The sequence below is a fragment of the Isoptericola sp. NPDC060185 genome (genome assembly GCF_042728595.1).
Classification (GTDB): Bacteria; Actinomycetota; Actinomycetes; order Actinomycetales; family Cellulomonadaceae; genus Isoptericola.
Genome location: NZ_JBHWYY010000022.1, coordinates 1 through 19,816, shown reverse-complemented (window position 1 = coordinate 19,816; position 19,816 = coordinate 1). Strand labels below are relative to the sequence as shown.

Below are 19,816 nucleotides of genomic sequence, written 5' to 3'. Positions count from 1 at the left end.
CACCGGCCGTGCTCGCTACGGCGCCGCCGGGTGCACGACCATCGCGGCGCCGCCGCCGCGGCGACGGGGCTCCGACACGGCGGTGAGCAGGCCGTCGTCGCCGATCTGGATGGCGGTGGCGGCGCCGATCTCCGCGGCCGACGTGAACTGGTCTCCCGACGGCACCAGGGTGTGCCCGTACGCCTCGAGCGCAGGACCGTGGGCCGCGATGAACTCGGGCTCGGCGGTCACGGCCGCGGTGTTGCGCTGGGACGCGCGCGGCGCGGCGAGCGCGTCGCCGATGGGCATGCCGCGGTCGAGGTGGGTGGTGAGGGTCTGCAGCACCGTCGTGATGATGGTGGAGCCGCCGGGGGAGCCGAGCGCGAGGACGGGCTCGCCGTCGCGCAGCACGATCGTCGGCGCGATCGACGACCGGGGACGCTTGCCCGGCTCGATGCGGTTCGGGTCGTCGGGCGCCCACACCGTGGTGAAGTCGGTGAGTTCGTTGTTGAGCAGGAAGCCGCGGCCCGGCACGAGCATCCCCGACCCGCCGGTCTGCTCGATCGTCAGCGTGTACTCGACCACGTTGCCCCAGCGGTCCACGACGGTGAGGTTGGTGGTCGAGACGTTCTCCGTGTCGGAGTCGGCGGGCGCCACGGTCTCGCCGCAGGTCGGCTGGTCGGCGTGCACGTCGCCGGGGGCCACGGGCTTCGCGGCGGCGTGCTCGGGGTCGAGGAGGCAGGCGCGCTCTGCGGCGAAGTCGTCCGAGAGCAGCGTGTCCAGGGGGACGTCGACGAACGCCGGGTCGCCCACGTAGGCGCCGCGGTCCGCGAACGCCAGGGCGCTCGCCTCGAGGTAGTGGTGCAGGTAGGCGGCGTCGTCCATCCCCGCGAGGTCGAACGTCTCGAGGATGTTCAGCGCCTCCTCCACGGTGGAGCCGCCGCTGGACGACGGCGCCATGCCGTAGACGTCGTAGTCGCGGTAGTCGGAGACGGCCGGGGCCTGCACGAGGGCCTCGTAGCCCGCCAGGTCGTCGACGTCGAGGTACCCGGGCGGCACCGGCAGGGTGGTGTCGGGGTCGGTGCGCGGGTGCTGCACGACGTCCGCCATCTCCGCCGCGAGCGGGCCGGTGTAGAACGCCTCCATGCCCTGCCGTGCCAGCAGGTCGTACGTGTCCGCGAGGTCGCGGTTGCGGAACACGCTGCCGACGGCGGGCGGCGCTCCGCCCGGCAGGTACAGGGCGGCCGTGTCGGGGAAGGCGGCGAACCGCGCGGCGTTCGACGTCGTCTGGTCGTGGAACGTCTGGTCGACGACGAACCCGCGCCGCGCCAGCTGGGTCGCCGGCTTGAGCGCCTTCTTCAGGGACCACGTGCCCCACTCGTCCAGCGCGGTCGCCCACGTGGCAGGGGTGCCGGGCGTGCCGACGGAGACGCCGCTCGTCACCAGGTCCGGCGTGAACGGGTACGGCCGGCCCGTGCCCGGGTCGATGAACGCGTCGGTCGGCATGTCCTCCGGGGCGGTCTCCCGGCCGTCGATCGTGTGCACCTCGCCGCTGCGCGCGTCGTAGTGGACGAGGTAGCCGCCGCCGCCGATCCCCGCGCTGTACGGCTCGGTGACCCCGAGCGCCGCGGCCGCCGCCACGGCCGCGTCCACCGCGTTGCCGCCCTTGCGCAGCACGTCCAGGCCCACGCGGCTCGCCTCCGGGTCCACGGTGCTGATCGCGCCGCCGTACCCGACGGCGGTGGGCACCTTCACGTCGTCGCGCGGGTCGGCGCTCGCGGTCGTCGTGGCGGCGGTGGTGCCGACGACGGCGGTCGTGGCGGCCAGCGCCGCGGCGCCGAGGGCGGCCAGCGCGCGGGTGCGGGCAGGGTGAGGAGCGGAACGTCGTCGGTCCATGCCCACCACAGTGGCGGACATCGCCGCCCGTCGCGCGGCGAGCTGACACAAAGTTTCCCTGCCTGTTGACATCATGAAAGTTGATGGCAACCTGGACGCGGGACGCTGCGACGGCGCACGTCCCGGCCCGACCAGCGGAGGATCCGATGAGCCGAGCTCTGCCCCCTGCCCGACGCCCAGCGACCGTCCCGGCAGGGATCGGCGTCCTGCTCGGCCTGGCGATGGCGGTCCCCGCCGGCGCCGCCGCGGCGGCGCCCCTCGATGCCGACCCGTCGCCCGGCCCCGACCTGCCGGTCGCGACCGCCGACCTCGCCCCACTCTCGGCCACGGCCCTGAGCGACGACGTCGCGGACCTGCCGCTCGACGACGACGGCGCGGCCATCGTCACCGAGCGCACGGAGCGGCTGATCGCCCCCGGCCTCGAGCTCACCGAGTTCGCGCGGGTCTCCGCCGCGGGCTGGCTGAGCGGCGAGGTGCTCGTCGCCCACCTCGGGCAGGACGGCGGGCCGCGGCTCGGCTATCTCGGCCCGGACTCCGTGGCCGGCAACGCCACCGTGAGCGAGATGGCCGCCGACCGCGGCGCCGTCGCGGCGATCAACGGCGACTTCTTCGACATCAACAACTCCGGAGCGGCCCTCGGCGCCGCGGTGGACGACGGCGCCCTGGTGAAGTCCGCGACGCCCGGGCGCGAGAAGGCCCTGACGGTCGACTCGTCCGGCGTCGCGCGGCTCGCGGAGCTGTTCCTGGAGGGCACGGTCTCGTTCGGGTCGGGCGACGGTGCGCGCGAGCTGCCCGTCGCGGGCCTCAACGTCACCGGCGTCCCGGCCGGCGGAGTCGCGGTCTTCGACGCCGCCTGGGGCGACGTGGCGCGCACGCGCCCGCTGGCCGCGGGGGAGCAGGGCGTCGAGGTGCAGGTCCGGACCGCGGACGGCGCCACCACGGGGACCGTCGTCTCCGTCGGCACGCCCGGCCAGGGCCGCCTGCCCGCCGACGTGCGGGCCGTCGTCGCCCGCCCCGGGGCCGCGGCCGACGCGCTCAAGGCGCTCGCGCCCGGCGACGAGGTCTCCCTCGCCTACGGGCTGCGCGAGGACCTCGGCGAGATCCGCACCGCCATCGGCGGCGACCCGGACGACTGGCTGCTCGAGGACGGCGAGGTCACGTCGTCCACCAGCGACTTCGCGACGCTGCGGCACCCGCGCACGGCGGTGGGCCTCAGCGAGGACGGCGCGACGGCGTACCTCGTCGTCGTCGACGGTCGGCAGGCGCAGAGCATCGGCGCCTCGCTGCCGGAGCTCGGCCGGTTCCTCGCCCAGCTCGGCGCCGACGACGCGATCAACCTCGACGGCGGTGGCTCCAGCGCGATGGTCGCGCGCCTGCCCGGCGACGCCGGCACGAGCGTGCTCAACAGCCCGTCCGACGGCGCCGAGCGGCTGGACGCCAACGGCCTCGGCCTGTTCACCCCCGAGGGCTCGGGCCAGGTGCACGCGTTCGACGTCCGCGCGGCCGTCCCCACCGGTGACGCCCCCGCGGCCGACGCGCTGCGCGTCTTCCCCGGCCTGCACCGCACGCTCACGGCGGCCGGCTACGACGAGACCCGCGCGCCCGTCGACACCCGCCCGGACTCCTGGACGACCAGCGACGCCGCCGCGGCCACGGTCGCGCGCGGTGAGGACGGCGCGGGCGTCGTCACCGGGGTCGCGGCCGGCACGACGACCGTCCGTGCCGCGGCCCCGGCGTCCGACGGCGTGGCGACGGGATCCGCGGATCTCACCGTGCTCGGCGAGCCGGTGCGGCTCACCGTCCCCGAGCCCGTGGTGACGCTCCCCGACGACCACGCGACGGCGTCGCTCACCGTCGTCGGGCACGACGCCGACGGGTACTCCGCGCCGGTGGAGGCGCGCGACGTCGAGGTCACGGGCGGCGACGGCGTGGCCGCGCTGGAGCCCGCGGCCGACGGGTCGTTCACGGTCCGCGCGCTGCGGCCGTCGGGCGCGGCGAGCTTCACCCTGGCGGTCGGGGACGAGGAGGTCGAGGTCGCGGTGGCGGTCTCGCTCGACGACGTCGTCGTCGCCGACCTCGCGGACGCCGCTCGCTGGACGTCCGCGCACGACCGGGCGCCGGGCGGCTCCGTCGCCCCGGCCGCGGGGCACGACGGCGCGGCCGGGCTGAAGCTCACCTACGACTTCACGCAGTCCACCGCCACCCGCGGCCAGTATGCCGTGGCGCCGGACGGCGGGATCGTCGTCGCGGGCCAGCCGCGCAAGGTCACGATGTGGGTGGACGGCGACGAGCAGGGAGCGTGGCTGCGCCTGCAGGTGCGCCAGGGCGACGGCGTCGTCACCAACCTCGACGGACCCACCGTGTCGTGGAAGGGCTGGCGCCAGGTCGAGTTCGCCGTCCCGGAGGGCGTCGCGTACCCGCTCACCGTGCAGCGGGTGCGCGTGCTGGAGACGCGCGCGGCCGCGCAGTACCGGGGCGCGCTCACCATCTCCGACGTGCGGGCGCTGGTGCCGCCGGACGTCGACGCCCCGGAGCCCGAGCGGGTCGAGGACCCGGTGGTCGTGGCGGAGGGCGCCACGGACGACGCGCCGCTGCGCGTCGCCGTCCTGTCCGACGCGCAGTTCGTCGCCCGCGACCCGGGCTCCGGCGCGGTGCAGGGCGCGAAGCAGGCGCTGGCGGAGATCGTCGCCGAGGACCCTGACCTGCTGGTGATCAACGGCGACCTGGTGGACGAGGCGTCGCCCGCCGACTTCGACCTGGCCCGCGAGGTGCTCGACGAGGGCCTCGCCGACGCCGACTTCCCCTGGTACTACCTGCCGGGCAACCACGAGGTCATGGGCGGCTCGATCGAGAACTTCGAGGACGAGTTCGGCGAGCGCACGCACGTCGTCGACGTCCCCGATCCGCGCGACCCCGCCGGCGGCACCACCCGCCTCGTGATGCTGGACTCGTCGAGCGGGCGGCTCGGCAGCGACTTCGCGCAGCTGCGTGCCCTGCGGGACGCGCTCGACGGCGCCGCCTCGGACGACGCCGTCACCGGCGTCGTGACCCTCTTCCACCACCCGCTCGACGACCCGCTGCCCACCAAGGCCAGCCAGCTCCAGGACCGGGTCGAGGCCCGGACGCTGCGGGCCTGGTTCGAGGACTTCCGCGAGACGTCGGGCAAGCAGATCGCGTCCGTCGGCTCGCACGTGGGCGTCTTCCACGCGGGCACCGAGGACGGGATCCCGTACGTCGTCAACGGCAACTCCGGCAAGAGCCCGGCGAGCACGCCCGCCGACGGCGGGTTCACCGGCTGGTCGATGATCGGCGTCGACCCGGCCGCGCGGGGCACCGGCGCCGGCGGCTGGTTCTCCTGGGAGGTGAACGCCCGCGCCGCGAGCGTCGCGGTGAGCGGGCCGGAGGAGCTCGCGGTGGGCACGTCGGGCCAGGTCAGCGCGCTGCTGACGCAGGACGGCACCCGCGAGGTGCCCGTCGCGTGGCCCGTGTCGTCCCGCTGGGGCGGCGACCGGGTGTTCGTGGGGGCCGTCGCCGACGCGCCGTCGGGCACGGTGCTCGCCCTCGACCCGGTCACCCACGAGGCGACCGCCGTCGCCCCGGGCCGCGCGACCGTGCAGGTCGAGGTGAACGGCGTCGTCGGCACCCGCGAGGTGCTGGTGCCCGCCGGGGCGCCCGGCCAGGCGCGGATCAGCGACGACAACGGCTGGGACACCGGCCTGCGCGACGGCGACTACTCCGTCCTGGTCGACCTGTGGTGGGGCGAGAACGCCACCAGCATGCGGCTCTACGAGGACGGCGAGCTGATCCACACCGAGAAGCTGACGCACGGCGGGACGGACGCCCAGCGGGTCGCCGTCCCCGTCACCGGCAAGACCAACGGCGCGTACGAGTACACGTGCGAGCTGGTCAACGTCGCCGGCACCACGCCCTGCGCCGGCGCCCACACGGTGCGGGTCACGGACGCGAACCCGGGCACGCCCACCCTGTCGCACGACAACGGCGACAGGGACGGCGACTACGCCGTCACCATGCACAAGTGGTGGGGCACCCAGGCCACCGGCTACGTCCTGTACGAGGACGGCGTCGAGGTGGACCGCCAGGAGCTCGTGCCGGGGACCGGGGGAGAGGCGCAGTCGGCCACGACCGTCCTCACCGGCCGCGCCGCGGGCGCGCACCGGTACGTCGCGGTGCTCACCAACGCGGCGGGCGAGACGCGCAGCAAGGAGCTCACGGTGCGCGTCCGGTGACGCCGCGCGCCGGCGTCCCGGGCGCCGCTCAGGCGGCCGGGACGTCGGCGCGCATCACCCAGCGCCACTTCGCGATCCGCCGGTCGCGGACGAAGCCGAGCTGCTCGTACAGCTCCTCCGGGCCGGTGTGGAGGTAGGAGCCGCGCTGCGGGGGCCGCTCCGCGGTCTGCTCCGGGTACGCCTCGACCGTCCCGCCGCCGGCCCGGGCGATCTCCTCGAGGGCCGCGGCGACGGCGGTCCTGGCGACCCCGCGCTCGCGGTGCCTGCCCGCCGTGAAGATGCAGCCGATGCGCCAGGTCGGGAGCTCCGTGGCGTCGCGCTCGTAGGCCTTCTGGTTCTTGATGTTCGGCAGCTCGGCGGGCGTGCCGAACTGGCACCAGCCCACACAGTCGTCCCCGTCGTAGACCAGGACCTGCCGGACGGTCCCCGCGCGCGTGTGCGCCAGCTTGGCCGCGCGGTTGCACTCCGGCGTGCTGTCCCGGCTCAGGCCCTCCGGATGGAACCCCATGCACCAGCAGCCGCCCCAGACCCCGTGGTGGGCCTCGACCAGCGCCGCGAAGTCGTCCCACGTGTCGGTGGTCAGGAGCTTCGTCGCGTACCCCATCCCCGGACGATAGACGCGTGGCGGGGCTCTGGCAAAGGTGTTGCCGGCGGTGGGGCGTGTGACGGAACCCTAAATTGTTAGGGCGCACCACCCGTCGACGGCAGCTCAATGGCCCACGTATCCCCGATTTCAGTTTAGGGTGCCAATTTGGCCTAGATCACCAATGGCGATGTGTCAGTCGTTGCCGTACTCGGGCTCGTAGTACTCAGGGGCTTCCGTGTAAACGGTGAACAGGCCATCGATACCTCCGGCGACGACAAGTTCGGCGGTTTCGAGAACGAGGTGGCAGTTAGGGCACATGAAGTAGTCTGCGTAAAACTCGACTTCAAGGCTGGGACTCTCGTCGTAATCCTCAGGTGATTGGTATTCCTCGCTCTCCGGGTAGTCGCCCTCGATGTAACCGGTCGCTTCGCACGCCGGACACGTTGCCTCGGCGTTGTACTTCAACCCGACCCCCATCGGGGCCTTGGTCACCCGATCCCACCTCTTCTGCTCGGTGCCGGACATCAGGCCATCGTCGTACCGCTTGAGGTTGCGCTGTGCTCCGGCGACCAGCGCCTCAGCCCGCTTCTCGATGGCCTTCGCACTGCGTGAGATGTGCTCCTCGACCTCCGCTGAGCGCGCCGAACCCACAAGGTCGATGGGCGACTGACCGTGGGCCGAGAGGAGGATGTCAACGAGCGACCAGAACCTCATCCACCACGCTTCCGCCGGAATGCCAATTAGGGCAATCTCCGGACCGTGCAGGTGTTCGTTGCGAGCTTCGGAGAACTTCGTTGCGTCCTTCGCGCTGAACGGTCGGTAAATGACCTCGCACCGCTTGAATGCTGTGCTTGCGCCGACCGTCACGCTCCCCACCGACTCACGCAGCCCGAGGGCGCGCAGCAACTGACCGCCATCTCCGATTACCGGGTCAGCGACCAGGACCGGCGATGTCTCCGCCAGCGCCCACTTCGCCAACTGTTCAAGCGCGAGCGAGGCCCACAGTCGGCGTTCGTCCTCACTGCGCATGTCACCCGGCTCCATTGCTCGGTTGAGAAACAGAGTCGCTTTTGCCCAGAACGCCTGCGGATCGAAAGCGGTCATCACTCCTCCTCGTAGAGCGCGATGCGGTTCAGGGCGCGCTCAATGTCGGCAGGGTCCACAGCACCGCGTCCGTGCAGCATTCGCCGATTGTCGACGACCAGGATCTTGCCTGGCTCGTTCCACTCGAAGGCCATCACCTCATCCGGTGACGGGTTACGCAGAGTCGTGTCGAGCCGCCTAGCCATTGCGTCGCACGGGGTCATGCAGCCTGGGTCGAAGCGCAGGCGTTGGTTCTCGACTGCACGGGTCAGCCACGGGGTTCCGCCCGGCTGCACCATGAAGATGCCTGCTGAGTCAAACTTCTGCGCGACGTCCCAGGCACCGGTCCACAGCCGGGTCGGTGTTGCAGACGGCTCCGTACACCAGAGCGCCACAATCTCGGGAGGGCGCCGCATATGCGCCCCGTCGGTATGCAGCGGTTGCTGACCGAGCCCTACCTGAGCGCTGAGGGACGCGGGGTTCGCGTCCGTCTGCGCGGTCGGGCGCAGCACTGCGACTTCCGACTCTCCAGCCCGGGTCGGCACCGGCGTCATCCCGAGGCTCGTAAACGCGGACCTCACCGGATACTCGAGGCGCTGGTGAGTTGGCAGCACCGAGCTTGCCCATCCTGTGAGTTTGGCCTGGCGAACGAGGTCTGCGATCTCCACAGCCGCCAACATTAGGCCCATCCTGCAGCGCCACAACGGCAGCACAGCGTCGCATGGGGGATCGCTGTGCATGTGGTCCTGATCGGCGACTTGGAGGTGGCTAGGTGCTCCGGGCCTCCGGTCCGCCCAGCCGATACACGGTTCGCCCATCGCCACGCCAGGCATCGCCCGCCGCTCCGGGAGGCCGCCGCGTTCTGGCACTTCAGAGGCAGTTAGTTGCGGCAGGAATGCCTGCAGATGTCCGTTGGCCCTGCCCGCCGCGGGCGGCATATCCTCGGACCATGAGCGACTTCCAGGTCAACCCGCGCGTCAAGTCCGAGCCCACCGGTGCCGTCCTCGGCCGTTTCATCGGCGCGTTCGTGCTCTTCCTGGGCGGTCTGGTCCTGTTCGGCTCCGGCGCGTCGGGCGGCAACCCGACCCTGGACCCCTACTTCGTCGTGGGCGGGATCGTCCTCGTCGCGCTGGCGTTCGGTCTCCCGATGATCGGCGCGCACGAGCGGGGCTGACCCGCCTCTCGCCCCACCGACGGGCCTCCGTGACGACGGCGTCGCGGAGGTCTTCGTCGTGTCAGGGCTCGTCGTCTCAGGGGCTCGTGTCAGGTGCCCCCGGGGCGCCGGGTGTCTCGTCCAGGTGCTCCAGCAGGTCGACGGCGGCGCGGGCGTAGTCGCCGATCCACCGGTCGTGGAGCCGCTTGATCGGCAGCGGCGCGAGGGCGAGGTGACGCTCCCGCCCGACCTTGCGGCCCGTGACCAGGTCCGCGCGCTCCAGCACCCGCAGGTGCTGCAGCACGGTGGTGCGGTCGAGCTCGGGGAACAGGCCGCAGAGCTCGCCCGTCGTCCGCGGGGACGCCTTGAGCGCGTCGAGCATCCGCCGCCGCACCGGTGCGGCCAGCGCCTTGAACACCAGGTCGTCGTCCGGCTCTCTGGTCGTCTCCGCACTCATGTGATAAAAATACAACATGAACGAGAAGCAGGCACTCACCGAGCTGACCTTCACGGTCTCGGGCCGCGTCTCACGCCCGTGCCGCGACGTCTACGAGGCCATCGCCGACCCCGCACAGCTGTCCCGCTACTTCACGACCGGCGGTGCCCGCGGGCGCCTCGAGCCCGGGGCCGACGTGACCTGGGACTTCGCCGACTTCCCCGGCCGCTTCCCGGTCACCGTCGTCGAGGCGGACCCGCCGCGGCGCATCGTCATCCGCTGGGAGGGCTCCGAGGCCGCGGGCGGCTCCGCGACGACCACCACCACGTTCGAGCTCGAGCCCCTCGACGACGACACCCGCACCCTCGTCACCATCTCCGAGTCGGCCTGGTCCGCCACGCCCGGCGGCGCGAAGAACGCGTTCGGCAACTGCGAGGGCTGGACGGGCATGCTCGCCGCCCTCAAGGCGTGGGTGGAGCACGGCATCAACCTGCGCGACGGCTTCTACCGGTAGGGCTGCGCCGACCGTCGCCCGGCGCTACCGTGAGCGCACGCCGCGCGACGTCGCACGCCGCCGGCCGTTCCAGCAGGTCGGTCGACGGATCGGGGACACCCATGGACGCCACGCTCCTCATCGGGATCGCGACGGCGGCACTGACTTTCGTCGTGCTGCGCGCCGGCCGCGCCTGGCGAGCGGTGGCCGCAATCCTCGTGCTCGCCGCATGTATCTACGGGCTGACGCGCGACGACGGTGACCCGCCGTGGCTGGTCCCGTTCGTCGTGGGCGCCGGCGTCGCGTTCCTCGCCGACGTCCTCGTCTCCGGCGCTCGGGCCCTGGGGCGGGCCGAGGCGGAACGCCGAACAGGCACCTGACACCGTTATCGAGGAGAAATCCCCGCAATAGCGGTGTCAAGTGCCTGTTCGGCACCAGGCCGGGCGGGGTCAGGCGGTGCGGCGCACCTCGTCGAGGAAGCGGCGCACGTGGGAGCGCAGGGCGTCGACGCGACGCTCGATGATGACCGCGCGGACGCCCTCGTCGTCCGACCCCGCCTCGGCGAAGGTCGGCCGCCGGCGGACGTTGCGGGAGCAGTGGAAGTCGCTGCAGATCAGCGTCCCGATGGTGTCGCCGTTGCGGCCCGCGGCGCCGCCGCGCTTGGCGACGTAGAGCTGCACGTCGTTCGTCGCGACGACGTCCTCGCACCAGGCGCACATCGCCGCACGACGCCGGCCGGTGCCGTCGTTGGAGCGCAGGAGGACGCCGAGCGGGGCGTCGTCCACCCAGGTCACGACGTACGCGGACAGCGGCTGCTTGCGGTCGCGCCAGCCCAGGTAGTCGATGCGGTCCCAGCGGACCTCGGAGAGGTCGGGGGGCAGGAGGCGCTGCCGCTCGCTGCGGGTGGCGTTGACGAGGCTGTCGCGGAGCTGCTTCTCGGTCAGGGGGTTCATGAGGGTTCGGCTTTCGGTGAGCGGGGTGTCACCGGGATGACGGCGCGAGCAGCGGCGTCGGGCGGCGACGGTGGGCATGACGAAGCCCCGCGTCGCCTCCTGCTGAACTGGTCAGCGGGGGACGACGACGGGGCAGGCGGGACTGCCCGAGCAGGCCTGGTGGCCCACCCCGCTCCCTGCGACGCCCGGCATCGCTCGCTCCTCGCTCGTGAAGTCTTTGGTCCGCTCGTGCCTCCGCGGCACGACCGGCCCATCCATGGTGCCACGATCCGTCGCCCGGGTCGACGAGAATTCCGTCACCCGGTCCAGGCTCGACGCCGAACAGGCAGTTGGCACCGTTATGGGGTTCGAAATGGCCCCATCAAGGTGCCAACTGCCTGTTCGGCAACCCGGGGGACGGGTCAGAGGGCGGCGCGGACCGCCTGGGCCGCCTCGACCAGGTGCGCGAGCGCGGGCTCGACCTCGGCGTACCGGCGCGTCTTGAGGCCGCAGTCCGGGTTCACCCACACGAGCGCGGGGTCGATCGACTTCACCGCGAGCCGCAGCAGCTCGGTGACCTCGCCGGCCGACGGCACGCGGGGGGAGTGGATGTCGTAGACGCCCGGCCCGATGCCGCGGGAGTACCCGGCGTCGGCGAGCTCCGGCACGATCTCCATGCGCGAGCGGGCCGCCTCGACCGACGTCACGTCGGCGTCGAGGCCGTCGATGGCGCCGATGACCTCGCCGAACTCCGAGTAGCACAGGTGGGTGTGCACCTGCGTGGCCGGCGCGACGCCGGACGTCGCGAGCCGGAACGACCCGACGGACCAGCGCAGGTACTCCTCCTGGTCCGCGCGCCGCAGCGGGAGCAGCTCGCGCAGGGCGGGCTCGTCCACCTGCACGACGGGGATGCCCGCCGCCTCCAGGTCCGCGATCTCGTCACGCAGCGCGAGCCCCACCTGGTTCGCGGTGTCACCGAGCGGCTGGTCGTCGCGCACAAAGGACCACGCGAGGATCGTCACCGGTCCGGTGAGCATGCCCTTGACCGGCTTCTCGGTGAGCGACGCCGTGTACGCCGACCATTCGACGGTGATCGGGGCCGGCCGCTGCACGTCGCCCCACAGGATCGGCGGGCGCACGCACCGCGACCCGTACGACTGCACCCAGCCGTTCGCCGTCACCGCGAAGCCGTCGAGCTGCTCGGCGAAGTACTGCACCATGTCGTTGCGCTCCGGCTCGCCGTGCACCAGCACGTCGAGGCCCAGCTCCTCCTGCAGCGCGACGACGCGCCCGATCTCCGCGCGCATCGCGGCGGAGTACTCGGCGTCGGGCAGCTCGCCCTTCGTCCACGCAGCGCGGGCCGCGCGGATCTCCGGGGTCTGCGGGAACGAGCCGATCGTCGTCGTCGGGAGCGCGGGCAGGTTCAGCCGCGCGGCCTGCGCGGCCGCGCGCTCGGCGTACGGGCCGCGGGAGAAGTCGGCGTCGGTGAGCGCCGCGGCCCGCGCGCGCACCGCGGGCACGACGACGCCGTCCGCCGTCGCGCGGGAGGCCACAGCCGCAGCCGAAGCGGCGACCTCGTCCGCGACGGTGTCCCGCCCGTCGGCCAGGGCGCGGGCCAGGGTCGCGACCTCGCCCACCTTCTGGTCGGCGAAGGCGAGCCAGTCGCGCAGGCGCGGGTCGAGCGTGGTGCCCGCGGCCGCGGTGTCGAAGACCTCGTCCTCGACGTCGTGCGGCACGTGCAGCAGCGACGTCGACGTGCCGACGGCAAGGGCCCCGGCGCCGAGGCCCCGCAGCGACTCGACGACGTCCAGCTTCGCGGCCAGGTCGGCCCGCCAGACGTTGTGGCCGTCGATCACGCCCGCGACGAGGGTCTTGCGCTCCAGCCCGGGAACGGGGCCGTCGGGCGCCGCGCCCTTGACCAGGTCGATGGCGATCGCGTCGACGTCCGTCGCGGCGAGGAGCGCGAGGGCGTCGTCGTGCAGGCCGCCGAACGGCGCGGTCACGAGGATCGCGGGCCGCTCGGCGCCGGAGTCCTCGACGTCGGTGTCCTCCGAGCCGGCATCGTCGGTGGCCCTCGCGAGGTCGGTCGCGAGCGTCCGGTACGCCGACCGGACGGCGTCGTGCAGGCGCTCGGCGGGCACGTCGAGGGAGTCGGTGACGAGGGCGGGCTCGTCGAGCTGCACCCACGGGACGCCGACGCTGGCCAGCGCGCGCAGCAGGTCGGCGTACGCGGCGACGACGTCGTCGAGCCGGTCGAGCGGGTGGAAGCCCTCGCCCGCCTCGTCGGCCGCCTTCGACAGGGCGAGGAACGTCACCGGCCCCACGAGCACCGGCCGGGTGGTGACGCCGGCCTCCTTGGCCTCGGCGTACTCGCGCACGATGCGGTGGTCGGCGAACGAGACCGGCGTCGTCTCGCTGATCTCGGGGACCAGGTAGTGGTAGTTGGTGTCGAACCACTTGGTCATCTCGAGCGGGGCGTCCTCGCCGCGCCCGCGGGCCACGGTGAAGTAGCCGTCGAGCTCGAGGGAGCCGTCCTCGTCGTCGAGCAGGTCGCGGAACCGCTCCGGGACGGCGCCCAGCAGCGCGACGACGTCGAGCACCTGGTCGTAGAAGGAGAACGCGCCGGGGACGGAGCCGTCGTCGGCGTTCAGGCCGAGGCCGACGAGGCGGCGCGCCGTCTCGCGGCGCAGCGCGCCGGCTGCGACCTCCAGGTCGACGGCGTCGGTGCGCCCGGCCCAGAACGACTCGACGGCCTTCTTGAGCTCGCGACGGCGCCCGATGCGTGGGTAGCCGAGGATCGTGCCGCCGGGAAACGCCGCGGCGGGGGTGGGGCTGGTCGATGTGGTGGACATGAGCACTCCTGAGGTCGGGCTCCGCGTGTCAGACGGCGGGAGCCTGGGTCGGGATGCTCGGTACCCACGGCCTTCTGGCCAGGTCCGCGCCGTCCGACGGGTCGTCGGAGGGCGCCGGTCCGCCGAGGTGCACACCCTCGAGCAGGTCCAGAGCGGGACGGTACTTGTTGAACGTGTACACGTGGATGCCGGGGGCGCCGGCGTCGAGCACGCGCTGGGCGAGCTCGACGGCGCGCGCCGTCCCGTAGGCGTGCTGCGCCTCCGGGTCCGGCAGGGCGTCGAGCGCGTCCAGCAGGTGCCGGGGCGCGACGACGCCGGTGAGCTCCTCGACGCGACGGAGCCGGCGCGGCTCGGTCGTGGGCAGCTGCCCGGCGAGGATCGGGATCGTCACCCCGGCCGCGCGGGCCTCGGCGACGAAGTCGGTGTAGGAGTCGGCCTCGTAGAACAGCTGCGTGATGGCGAAGCTCGCTCCCGCGTCCTGCTTCTCCTTGAGGCGCCGGACCTCCTGGGCCCGGGTGGTGCCCGCCTGGACGTTGCCGTCGACGAACGTCGCGACGGCGATCGTCAGCGGGCGGGCGGCGCCGCGCAGCGCCGCTCCCGGGTCGCTGGCGCAGCGGCGGGCCTCGACCTCGCGCAGCAGCTGCACGAGCTCGATCGAGGACGCGACGCCGTCGGCGGGCGGCGCCCAGTCCGGCTGGTCCTTCGGCGGGTCGCCCCGCAGGGCGAGGAAGGCGCGGGTGCCGGCGTCGAGGAAGTCGTCGATGACGGCCGAGACGTCCTCGCGGTGGGCGCCCACGCAGGTCAGGTGGGCCACGGGCAGGACGGGCGTGCCTTCGAGCAGCGTCGCGACGACCTGCCGTGCGGTCGCCCGGTCACCGCCGCCCGCGCCGTACGTCACGGACACGAAGTCGGGGCGCGCGGCCACGAGCCGGCGCGCCGTCTCCCAGAACTTGGGGGCGGCGTCCGGCCGGCGCGGCGGCATGAGCTCGAACGAGATCGTCGGGCGTGCCGGCAGCGCCGGGGTGGGCGAAAGGGATGCCTCTGCGACCATGCGTCACTCCATCGATCCTGGCGTGAGCACCTTCGTCCTCGGGAGGCTTCCGTCGGAGAACGGGTTGCTGCGGCGTCGTCGAGCCAGGACTCTCGGCCGCTCTGGATGGCTGGACCTCGATCGTACGCACCATCCGCGATGCGGGCGAAGGCGCGACCGACTGATGAGACGACGGCGGGGTGACGCCCCTGATCAGGGCACCAGCACGACCTTGCCGCCCGCGTGCCCGGACTCGACGAGCTCGTGCGCGCGGGCCGCGTCGGCCAGCGGCAGCACGGCGCCGACGGTGGTGGTGAGGTCGCCGCGGGCGAGGGCGGCGACGACGTCGGCGAGCTCGCCCGCGTCCCGCTCGGATCTGTAGCTGGCCGTCACACCGAGGTCGGCCGCGGTGTCGTCGGCGATCGTGACGATCCGGTCGGTGCCGCCGCGCAGGGCGATCGAGTCGGGCAGGACGCCCGCGCCCGTCGTGTCGAGGACGGCGTCCACGCCGTCAGGCGCGAGCGACCGGACGCGCTCGACCAGGCCCGCGCCGTACGTGGTCGGCGTCGCGCCGAGCGCGGCGACGCGGTCCTGATTCCGCGCGGACGCCGTCCCGATCACGCGGGCGCCGCGGCGCACCGCGAGCTGGGTGGCCAGCGCGCCCACCGCGCCCGACGCCCCGTGCACCAGCAGCGTCTCGCCCGCCCGCGCGCCGAGCAGGCGCAGCACGCGCGTCGCGGTTTCCGCCGCCACGGGGAGCGTGACGGCGTCGGTCGCGGCGAGGCCATCGGGGACGCGCGCGAAGACTCTTGTGAGGGCGAGCTCCGCGTAGCCGCCGCCGACGGCGAAGCCCACCACCCGGTCGCCCGGCGCGACGCCGGTCGCGCCGTCGCCGAGCGTGTCCACCACCCCCGCGACCTCGAGGCCGAGCACGACCGGTGCGGTCGGCTCCGGCGAGCCCGTCGTCCCGGCGCGGGACTTCACGTCCCAGCCGTTGACCGCCGCCGCCTCCACGCGGACGCGCACCTGCCCCGGCCCGGGCTGCGGCGCCGGCACCTCCGCCGGGTGCAGCACCTGCGGGCCGCCGAACCTCTCGAACACCATCGCGCGCACGTCGTCCTCCTCCGGTGGGTCGATCGTCCCCCGCGCGGGCTCGGGTGGCCAGCGTCGCGGCGCGCGTCCCTGGTCTCGCCGTCCGTCGGGGGTGCCAGGGGTCGACGAGGGTCGACGCGTCCGGGCCGTCGGATCCCTCGGTCCACTCGAACAGGACCTCGAGGTCAGGTGAGGCGGCGGCCGGCGTCCGCGTCGGCATACGGGCTGAGCGTCCGGGCCGCGGAGGAGTCGAGGAAGGAGATACCGACGTCGGTCAGCCCTCGGACCCAGGGCGGGGGCGCATCGAGGAAGCGGTGCCCCCGGCCGCTCCAGACCATCAGCCAGGGCAGGACGGCCGAGACGTACAGGGCGTCGCCGTCCGAGGACTCGTAAACGCAGGAGGAGTGGATGCTGGAGTCGGTGACGGGTCGGAACCGCGCCGCCGAGGGCAGCGACGCGGCGACGACGGCGTCCCAGGTCCCGGCGTGCGCGGCCTCGCGGGCGGGGCCGAGCGACCAGGCGGGTGTGCGGTGGCTCCCGATGACGACGGCGAGGCAGCGGTTGAGGACGTCACCGGGATGCGGGCCGATCGGTCGCGCGGTCGGCCGCGCTCGAGGGGCGTGCCGTGTGCCAGGCCGTCCTCGACGGATCGTCGTCGGGGGCGACGGCCAGGTCCTCCCGCAGACCCTCGACGAAGGCGGTGGCCCAGCGTTCGTCCCATGCTCTGCTGGCGATGACTCGAGCGAGCACGTCCCGGGGCACGAGGCCGAGCGCGGAGACCTCGCTCAGGGCGTTGAGCTGCGCCTCCAGGGCCCGCTCGTCGTCCTCCAGGGAGATCGCGACCTCGAGGGCGCGCGAGAGTGCGGCCGCACGCGTGGGGTCGATGCCCACCGCAAGCCAGTCGGTGACCTTCTCCGCGGCGAGGTCGCGCGATTCGGAGGTCGGTGATGAGAGTCCCGCGGCGAGCTCCCGGACGTCGTGCGCGTCGAGTGTCATCGATGGGTTCTCCTCGCGGTGAGCGGGTGGGGCGGGACGGGCTCCGTCACAGGCGGAGCCTGCCGCGTCGCACGCCCGCCACGATCGACCAGGGCGCGCTCGATCTGCGCGTACAGGTCGTCGTCGGTCGCCATGATGTAGGCGCCTTTCACGGATTCCTCCTCAGGTCGTCGATGGTGCGACGGGTGATCTCGTGGGCGCTGCGTCCAGCCCGTCTAGAGCGCGGCACGACCTGCGCGGGAGAGGACCTGGTCGACGGTGACGTCAGCGAGGCCCACTGACACGTCTGCCAGCAGCTCGGCGAGGTGGGTCAGGAACGACTCGTCGCCGATGACGACGTAGCCGCCCCATGGGTGCAGGTTCAGTGGGACGAGGGCTGCGAAGCCCGACGAGGCCACGGCTCGGAGGAACGACAGGGCGGATTCGCGGCTCGCCGCTGAGGTGTCCATCCCGGGCGCGCTCTCGAAGGCGAGCAGCGGCCGGTGCACCAGGGGGAGGGTTGGGGCGTACCAGACGCGCGCGTCGGCGTCGGCAGGCAGGACGAGCAGGCACGACCCGCCGCTACGGGACCGTCGGACGTCGGCGACGAATTGGTGCAGCTCGGCGGCTGACGAGTCGAGGAACGCCCACTCCGACCGGGCGACCAGTCCGCGAGGGGTGGCGCTCGTCGTCCGAGCCACCACCTTCTCGACCAGCCCCGGGTAGCGGTCGTCGAAGCCCTTGCCCGGTGCGGACGGTGTGTCGAACCACGTGCCCAGACCACGCCAGGCGAGCTCGCCCCAGCGCCGCCCGAGCTCGGCGGTCAGGTCGGGTTCAGCATCCGGCTCGGCCGGGAGGAGCATCGCCGGGGGGAGATCCCGGCGGTCTTCCTCGGGGACATTCAGGAGGAACCGCAGGGCGTCGGGCTCGATCCGCTCGATCACCGGACTGAACGTGCCTTTCACGGGTTCCTCCGCCAGGTTGTCGATGATGCCGCCAGCGGATCCCACCCCACCCGGTAGGTGCTGCTGTCGAACACCTCGACGACGGCCATGCACCCTTCGTATGCTCCCGCTGCGGCGTCGACCCGGAGGGCAACCGGAGTGCGGTGACCCGTGGCGATGAGGTCGTGGACGTCCTCGGCGTCCCGGAGCAGACCGACCAGCTCGTCCCAGGAGATCTGGAGCCCGTGGGGCGACTTCACGATCTCGTCCTCGAGCTCGAGGACGCTCAGGCCGCGGATCCCCTGGCCGATGATCTCCAGGCCGCGGAGGTACCACACGAGGCGTTCCGCACCCGTCTCGTCGACGCACTGTCTCGGCTGTCTCGCCCGACCGGAAGGCCTTGAACACACCCACGGGAGTAGGCGCTTCGTCCTCGAAGTCTTGATGGAAGTAAGTGCGGGCGAGATAGCGAAGTTGTTCCACAGAACTCCTCGGTCGCGGGTCGGCGGTGGCGGCGCCTCTCGGTCCCGTGTTCCCTAGATCGTGTCGTACTAGAGATCCCAGGCGGAGAACGCCTCGAACGGGAGGTCGCCGGTGGCGTAGCGGAAAGCCTCGGAATAGATGTCCGGATCGCACGAGAGGCATTCCTCGTCGAAGGCAGGATCCGTACGACGGCGGCGGACGTGGCGACGTCCTGCGGCGCTCCCGCCTCCAGCAGGAATGCCAGGGGTAGCGACACCGAGAAGATCGCGATCCGCTCGTTCGCGATGATCACGCTCATCCAGTCCTCGCCGGCACCGTCGTCCCAGTCCACCGATGAGCGGTCGTCCGCCGCCAGCGCGAGGGCAAGCTCCGCGGCCTGATGCGCTGACCAGTCCGCCTTCTTCTCCATCGCCGTGCGGAGCAGTTGCGTGATGTCGATCATCGAGTCATCGACGGCGGCGGCCGGTCATGAGATCGCGCCCTCGAGCGTGGCTGCACGCCGCAGCATCCGTTCGAGCCCGTCGACGCCGTCCTGGTCGTATGCGTCGTGATCCGCGGCGGAGATCGGGTCCACCTGGCCCCACCAGTCAGGGACTGCCCCGACAAAGCCCGTGTACCGCAGGCAGGCCGAGCACCAGACGTAGCCATGCAGAGCATTGCCTGAGTCCCCGCGCGGACGCAGGTAGCGGTATCGCAGCACCACGCCGGCGTTGCAGACCGGGCAGACGACGCGAGGGAACGGTGTGACCGGGTGCTGCCCGATGCCGTGGGCAGCGAAAGCAGCAGAGATCTGTGCTGTCTCGTCGCTGGTCAGCGATTTCATCGCTCTGCTCCTCAGCCGATCCGTGACCTGAACAGGTCGAGCATTGCATCGGCGTAGGCCTCGGCCGCCGCCTCGGTGCCCAGGTGCTGTCCGCTGCTTGCGAGCGCCGCACGGTGGTGAAAGATCTCGTGCTGGACCGTTGCGACCGCGTTCTCCATTGCCGTCCTCCCATTCGCGGGGCTGAGGCCGATGTCGGTGATTTCGATGAGCGGCCGGCCGCGTGGACCTGTCAACACCTTGCCGGCGGTGAACGGGGACCGGCCGTAGATCAAGCCGCCCAAGTCGTCGATCTTGGGGACATGGACGATGTCGTACTTCCGGACACTCATGCCAGCCCGGCCGAGCGCTTGCTTCACTTGTCGGACGGTCACCCGGCTTGCGGCGCCGTGCCCGCCCGCGTTGTGGACGAGGACGGGCAGGTCGCCGGCGAGGACGTAGTAGTTGTGGTGGGTCTCGACGTGGATGTTGTAGACCGTGACCGCGTCGTCCTCGGGCCGGTGCTCGATGTCGATCCGGTCGAGGGTGACGGTGCCCGTGCCGTTCTCGTCGGGGTCGCCGGTGTCGGGGGTGACGAGGATGTCGCCGGGCTGGAGGTCGCGGGCGAGGATCCAGCCCATGTTCCGGACCATGAAGGGGTGCTCGTCGGTGGTGGTGACGACGTGTCCGGCGATGGTCAGGTGGTAGAGGGTGGTGGTGGTGCGGACGAAGGTCTCCATCACGAGCTGCAGCTCGTCGGCCCCGGTGGCGAGGTTGTGGGCGTAGACTTTGTCCCCGGCGCGGATGTCCTCGATCGCGGTCACGTCGCCCGGCCC

At 72.6% G+C, this 19,816-nt stretch carries 18 protein-coding genes and 1 riboswitch; of the genes, 4 read left to right on the top strand and 14 right to left on the bottom strand.

The annotated features are described in order from the left end of the window. Positions 1-15: 15 nt before the first annotated feature. A complete protein-coding gene (ggt, locus tag ACFWDO_RS09880) occupies positions 16-1,875 on the bottom strand; it encodes a gamma-glutamyltransferase (protein WP_380324539.1) in 1,860 nt (619 codons plus the stop codon). 146 nt (positions 1,876-2,021) lie between these two features. On the opposite strand from ggt, the gene ACFWDO_RS09875 reads away from it, so the two are divergent. Further along, positions 2,022-6,122, top strand: coding sequence for a phosphodiester glycosidase family protein (locus ACFWDO_RS09875; RefSeq protein ID WP_380324536.1), 4,101 nt, complete (start codon positions 2,022-2,024; stop codon positions 6,120-6,122). Positions 6,123-6,150: 28 nt separating this feature from the next. On the opposite strand, the gene ACFWDO_RS09870 is transcribed toward ACFWDO_RS09875, so the two are convergent. The 3 genes from ACFWDO_RS09870 to ACFWDO_RS09860 all read right to left on the bottom strand — a co-directional run bounded on the left by ACFWDO_RS09870 (position 6,151) and on the right by ACFWDO_RS09860 (position 8,459). Next, entirely contained in the window at positions 6,151-6,726 is a 576-nt protein-coding gene (locus ACFWDO_RS09870; RefSeq protein ID WP_380346924.1) for a GNAT family N-acetyltransferase, read from the bottom strand. 174 nt (positions 6,727-6,900) lie between these two features. After that, positions 6,901-7,812: a hypothetical protein gene (locus tag ACFWDO_RS09865; RefSeq protein ID WP_380323908.1), complete on the bottom strand. Its 912-nt coding sequence runs from the start codon at positions 7,810-7,812 to the stop codon at positions 6,901-6,903. Beyond that, the gene (locus ACFWDO_RS09860) at positions 7,812-8,459 is read right to left on the bottom strand and encodes a TauD/TfdA family dioxygenase (protein WP_380323911.1); all 648 of its coding nucleotides are present in this window, start codon (positions 8,457-8,459) and stop codon (positions 7,812-7,814) included. The genes ACFWDO_RS09865 and ACFWDO_RS09860 overlap by 1 nt, the downstream gene beginning before the upstream one ends. A 281-nt stretch (positions 8,460-8,740) precedes the next feature. Between ACFWDO_RS09860 and ACFWDO_RS09855 the strand changes: the two genes are divergently transcribed. Next, positions 8,741-8,965 (top strand): hypothetical protein, encoded by a 225-nt coding sequence (locus ACFWDO_RS09855; protein ID WP_380323914.1) that lies wholly within the window; start codon positions 8,741-8,743, stop codon positions 8,963-8,965. A 76-nt stretch (positions 8,966-9,041) separates the two neighbouring features. Here the strand turns inward: ACFWDO_RS09855 and ACFWDO_RS09850 are convergent, their stop codons facing one another. After that, positions 9,042-9,401 (bottom strand): ArsR/SmtB family transcription factor, encoded by a 360-nt coding sequence (locus ACFWDO_RS09850; RefSeq protein WP_380323917.1) that lies wholly within the window; start codon positions 9,399-9,401, stop codon positions 9,042-9,044. Positions 9,402-9,417: 16 nt separating this feature from the next. Here ACFWDO_RS09850 and ACFWDO_RS09845 point away from each other — a divergent pair, with 16 nt between their 5' ends. Both ACFWDO_RS09845 and ACFWDO_RS09840 read left to right on the top strand, forming a co-directional pair. After that, a complete protein-coding gene (locus ACFWDO_RS09845) occupies positions 9,418-9,894 on the top strand; it encodes an SRPBCC domain-containing protein (protein WP_380323920.1) in 477 nt (158 codons plus the stop codon). Positions 9,895-9,995: 101 nt separating this feature from the next. Beyond that, positions 9,996-10,253: a hypothetical protein gene (locus ACFWDO_RS09840; protein WP_380323922.1), complete on the top strand. Its 258-nt coding sequence runs from the start codon at positions 9,996-9,998 to the stop codon at positions 10,251-10,253. Between the two features lie 69 nt (positions 10,254-10,322). On the opposite strand, the gene ACFWDO_RS09835 is transcribed toward ACFWDO_RS09840, so the two are convergent. From ACFWDO_RS09835 to ACFWDO_RS09795, 9 genes are all read right to left on the bottom strand, one after another. Continuing rightward, a complete protein-coding gene (locus tag ACFWDO_RS09835) occupies positions 10,323-10,826 on the bottom strand; it encodes an FBP domain-containing protein (RefSeq protein WP_380323925.1) in 504 nt (167 codons plus the stop codon). 401 nt (positions 10,827-11,227) lie between these two features. Beyond that, entirely contained in the window at positions 11,228-13,657 is a 2,430-nt protein-coding gene (gene metE / locus ACFWDO_RS09830; protein WP_380323927.1) for a 5-methyltetrahydropteroyltriglutamate--homocysteine S-methyltransferase, read from the bottom strand. 28 nt (positions 13,658-13,685) lie between these two features. Further along, positions 13,686-14,708 carry a methylenetetrahydrofolate reductase gene (locus tag ACFWDO_RS09825; protein WP_380323930.1) on the bottom strand — a complete coding sequence of 341 codons (1,023 nt, stop codon included), beginning with the start codon at positions 14,706-14,708 and terminating at the stop codon, positions 13,686-13,688. Positions 14,709-14,713: 5 nt separating this feature from the next. Then, positions 14,714-14,820: riboswitch (SAM riboswitch) on the bottom strand. A gap of 80 nt (positions 14,821-14,900) precedes the next feature. Beyond that, entirely contained in the window at positions 14,901-15,791 is an 891-nt protein-coding gene (locus ACFWDO_RS09820; protein ID WP_380323948.1) for an NADP-dependent oxidoreductase, read from the bottom strand. A 558-nt stretch (positions 15,792-16,349) separates the two neighbouring features. Further along, positions 16,350-16,775, bottom strand: coding sequence for a hypothetical protein (locus tag ACFWDO_RS09815; RefSeq protein WP_380323933.1), 426 nt, complete (start codon positions 16,773-16,775; stop codon positions 16,350-16,352). 215 nt (positions 16,776-16,990) lie between these two features. Then, positions 16,991-17,719: a hypothetical protein gene (locus tag ACFWDO_RS09810; protein WP_380346922.1), complete on the bottom strand. Its 729-nt coding sequence runs from the start codon at positions 17,717-17,719 to the stop codon at positions 16,991-16,993. Continuing rightward, complete coding sequence (locus tag ACFWDO_RS09805) at positions 17,716-18,036, bottom strand: hypothetical protein (protein ID WP_380323939.1); 321 nt, start codon at positions 18,034-18,036, stop codon at positions 17,716-17,718. Before ACFWDO_RS09805 ends, ACFWDO_RS09810 begins: the two co-directional genes overlap by 4 nt. Before the next feature lie 611 nt (positions 18,037-18,647). Continuing rightward, positions 18,648-19,004, bottom strand: coding sequence for a hypothetical protein (locus ACFWDO_RS09800; protein ID WP_380323942.1), 357 nt, complete (start codon positions 19,002-19,004; stop codon positions 18,648-18,650). Between the two features lie 11 nt (positions 19,005-19,015). Next, the coding region (locus ACFWDO_RS09795; protein ID WP_380323945.1) for a polymorphic toxin-type HINT domain-containing protein at positions 19,016-19,816 on the bottom strand (801 nt) is incomplete at its 5' end.

Bases quoted from the DNA above. Each gene is read 5' to 3' on its own strand.
- ggt (WP_380324539.1), bottom strand. From the start codon at position 1,875: ATGGACCGACGACGTTCCGCTCCTCACCCTGCCCGCACCCGCGCGCTG.
- ACFWDO_RS09875 (WP_380324536.1), top strand. From the start codon at position 2,022: ATGAGCCGAGCTCTGCCCCCTGCCCGACGCCCAGCGACCGTCCCGGCA.
- ACFWDO_RS09870 (WP_380346924.1), bottom strand. From the start codon at position 6,726: ATGGGGTACGCGACGAAGCTCCTGACCACCGACACGTGGGACGACTTC.
- ACFWDO_RS09865 (WP_380323908.1), bottom strand. From the start codon at position 7,812: ATGACCGCTTTCGATCCGCAGGCGTTCTGGGCAAAAGCGACTCTGTTT.
- ACFWDO_RS09855 (WP_380323914.1), top strand. From the start codon at position 8,741: ATGAGCGACTTCCAGGTCAACCCGCGCGTCAAGTCCGAGCCCACCGGT.
- ACFWDO_RS09850 (WP_380323917.1), bottom strand. From the start codon at position 9,401: ATGAGTGCGGAGACGACCAGAGAGCCGGACGACGACCTGGTGTTCAAG.
- ACFWDO_RS09845 (WP_380323920.1), top strand. From the start codon at position 9,418: ATGAACGAGAAGCAGGCACTCACCGAGCTGACCTTCACGGTCTCGGGC.
- ACFWDO_RS09840 (WP_380323922.1), top strand. From the start codon at position 9,996: ATGGACGCCACGCTCCTCATCGGGATCGCGACGGCGGCACTGACTTTC.
- ACFWDO_RS09835 (WP_380323925.1), bottom strand. From the start codon at position 10,826: ATGAACCCCCTGACCGAGAAGCAGCTCCGCGACAGCCTCGTCAACGCC.
- metE (WP_380323927.1), bottom strand. From the start codon at position 13,657: ATGTCCACCACATCGACCAGCCCCACCCCCGCCGCGGCGTTTCCCGGC.
- ACFWDO_RS09825 (WP_380323930.1), bottom strand. From the start codon at position 14,708: ATGGTCGCAGAGGCATCCCTTTCGCCCACCCCGGCGCTGCCGGCACGC.
- ACFWDO_RS09820 (WP_380323948.1), bottom strand. From the start codon at position 15,791: ATGGTGTTCGAGAGGTTCGGCGGCCCGCAGGTGCTGCACCCGGCGGAG.
- ACFWDO_RS09815 (WP_380323933.1), bottom strand. From the start codon at position 16,775: ATGACACTCGACGCGCACGACGTCCGGGAGCTCGCCGCGGGACTCTCA.
- ACFWDO_RS09800 (WP_380323942.1), bottom strand. From the start codon at position 19,004: ATGAAATCGCTGACCAGCGACGAGACAGCACAGATCTCTGCTGCTTTC.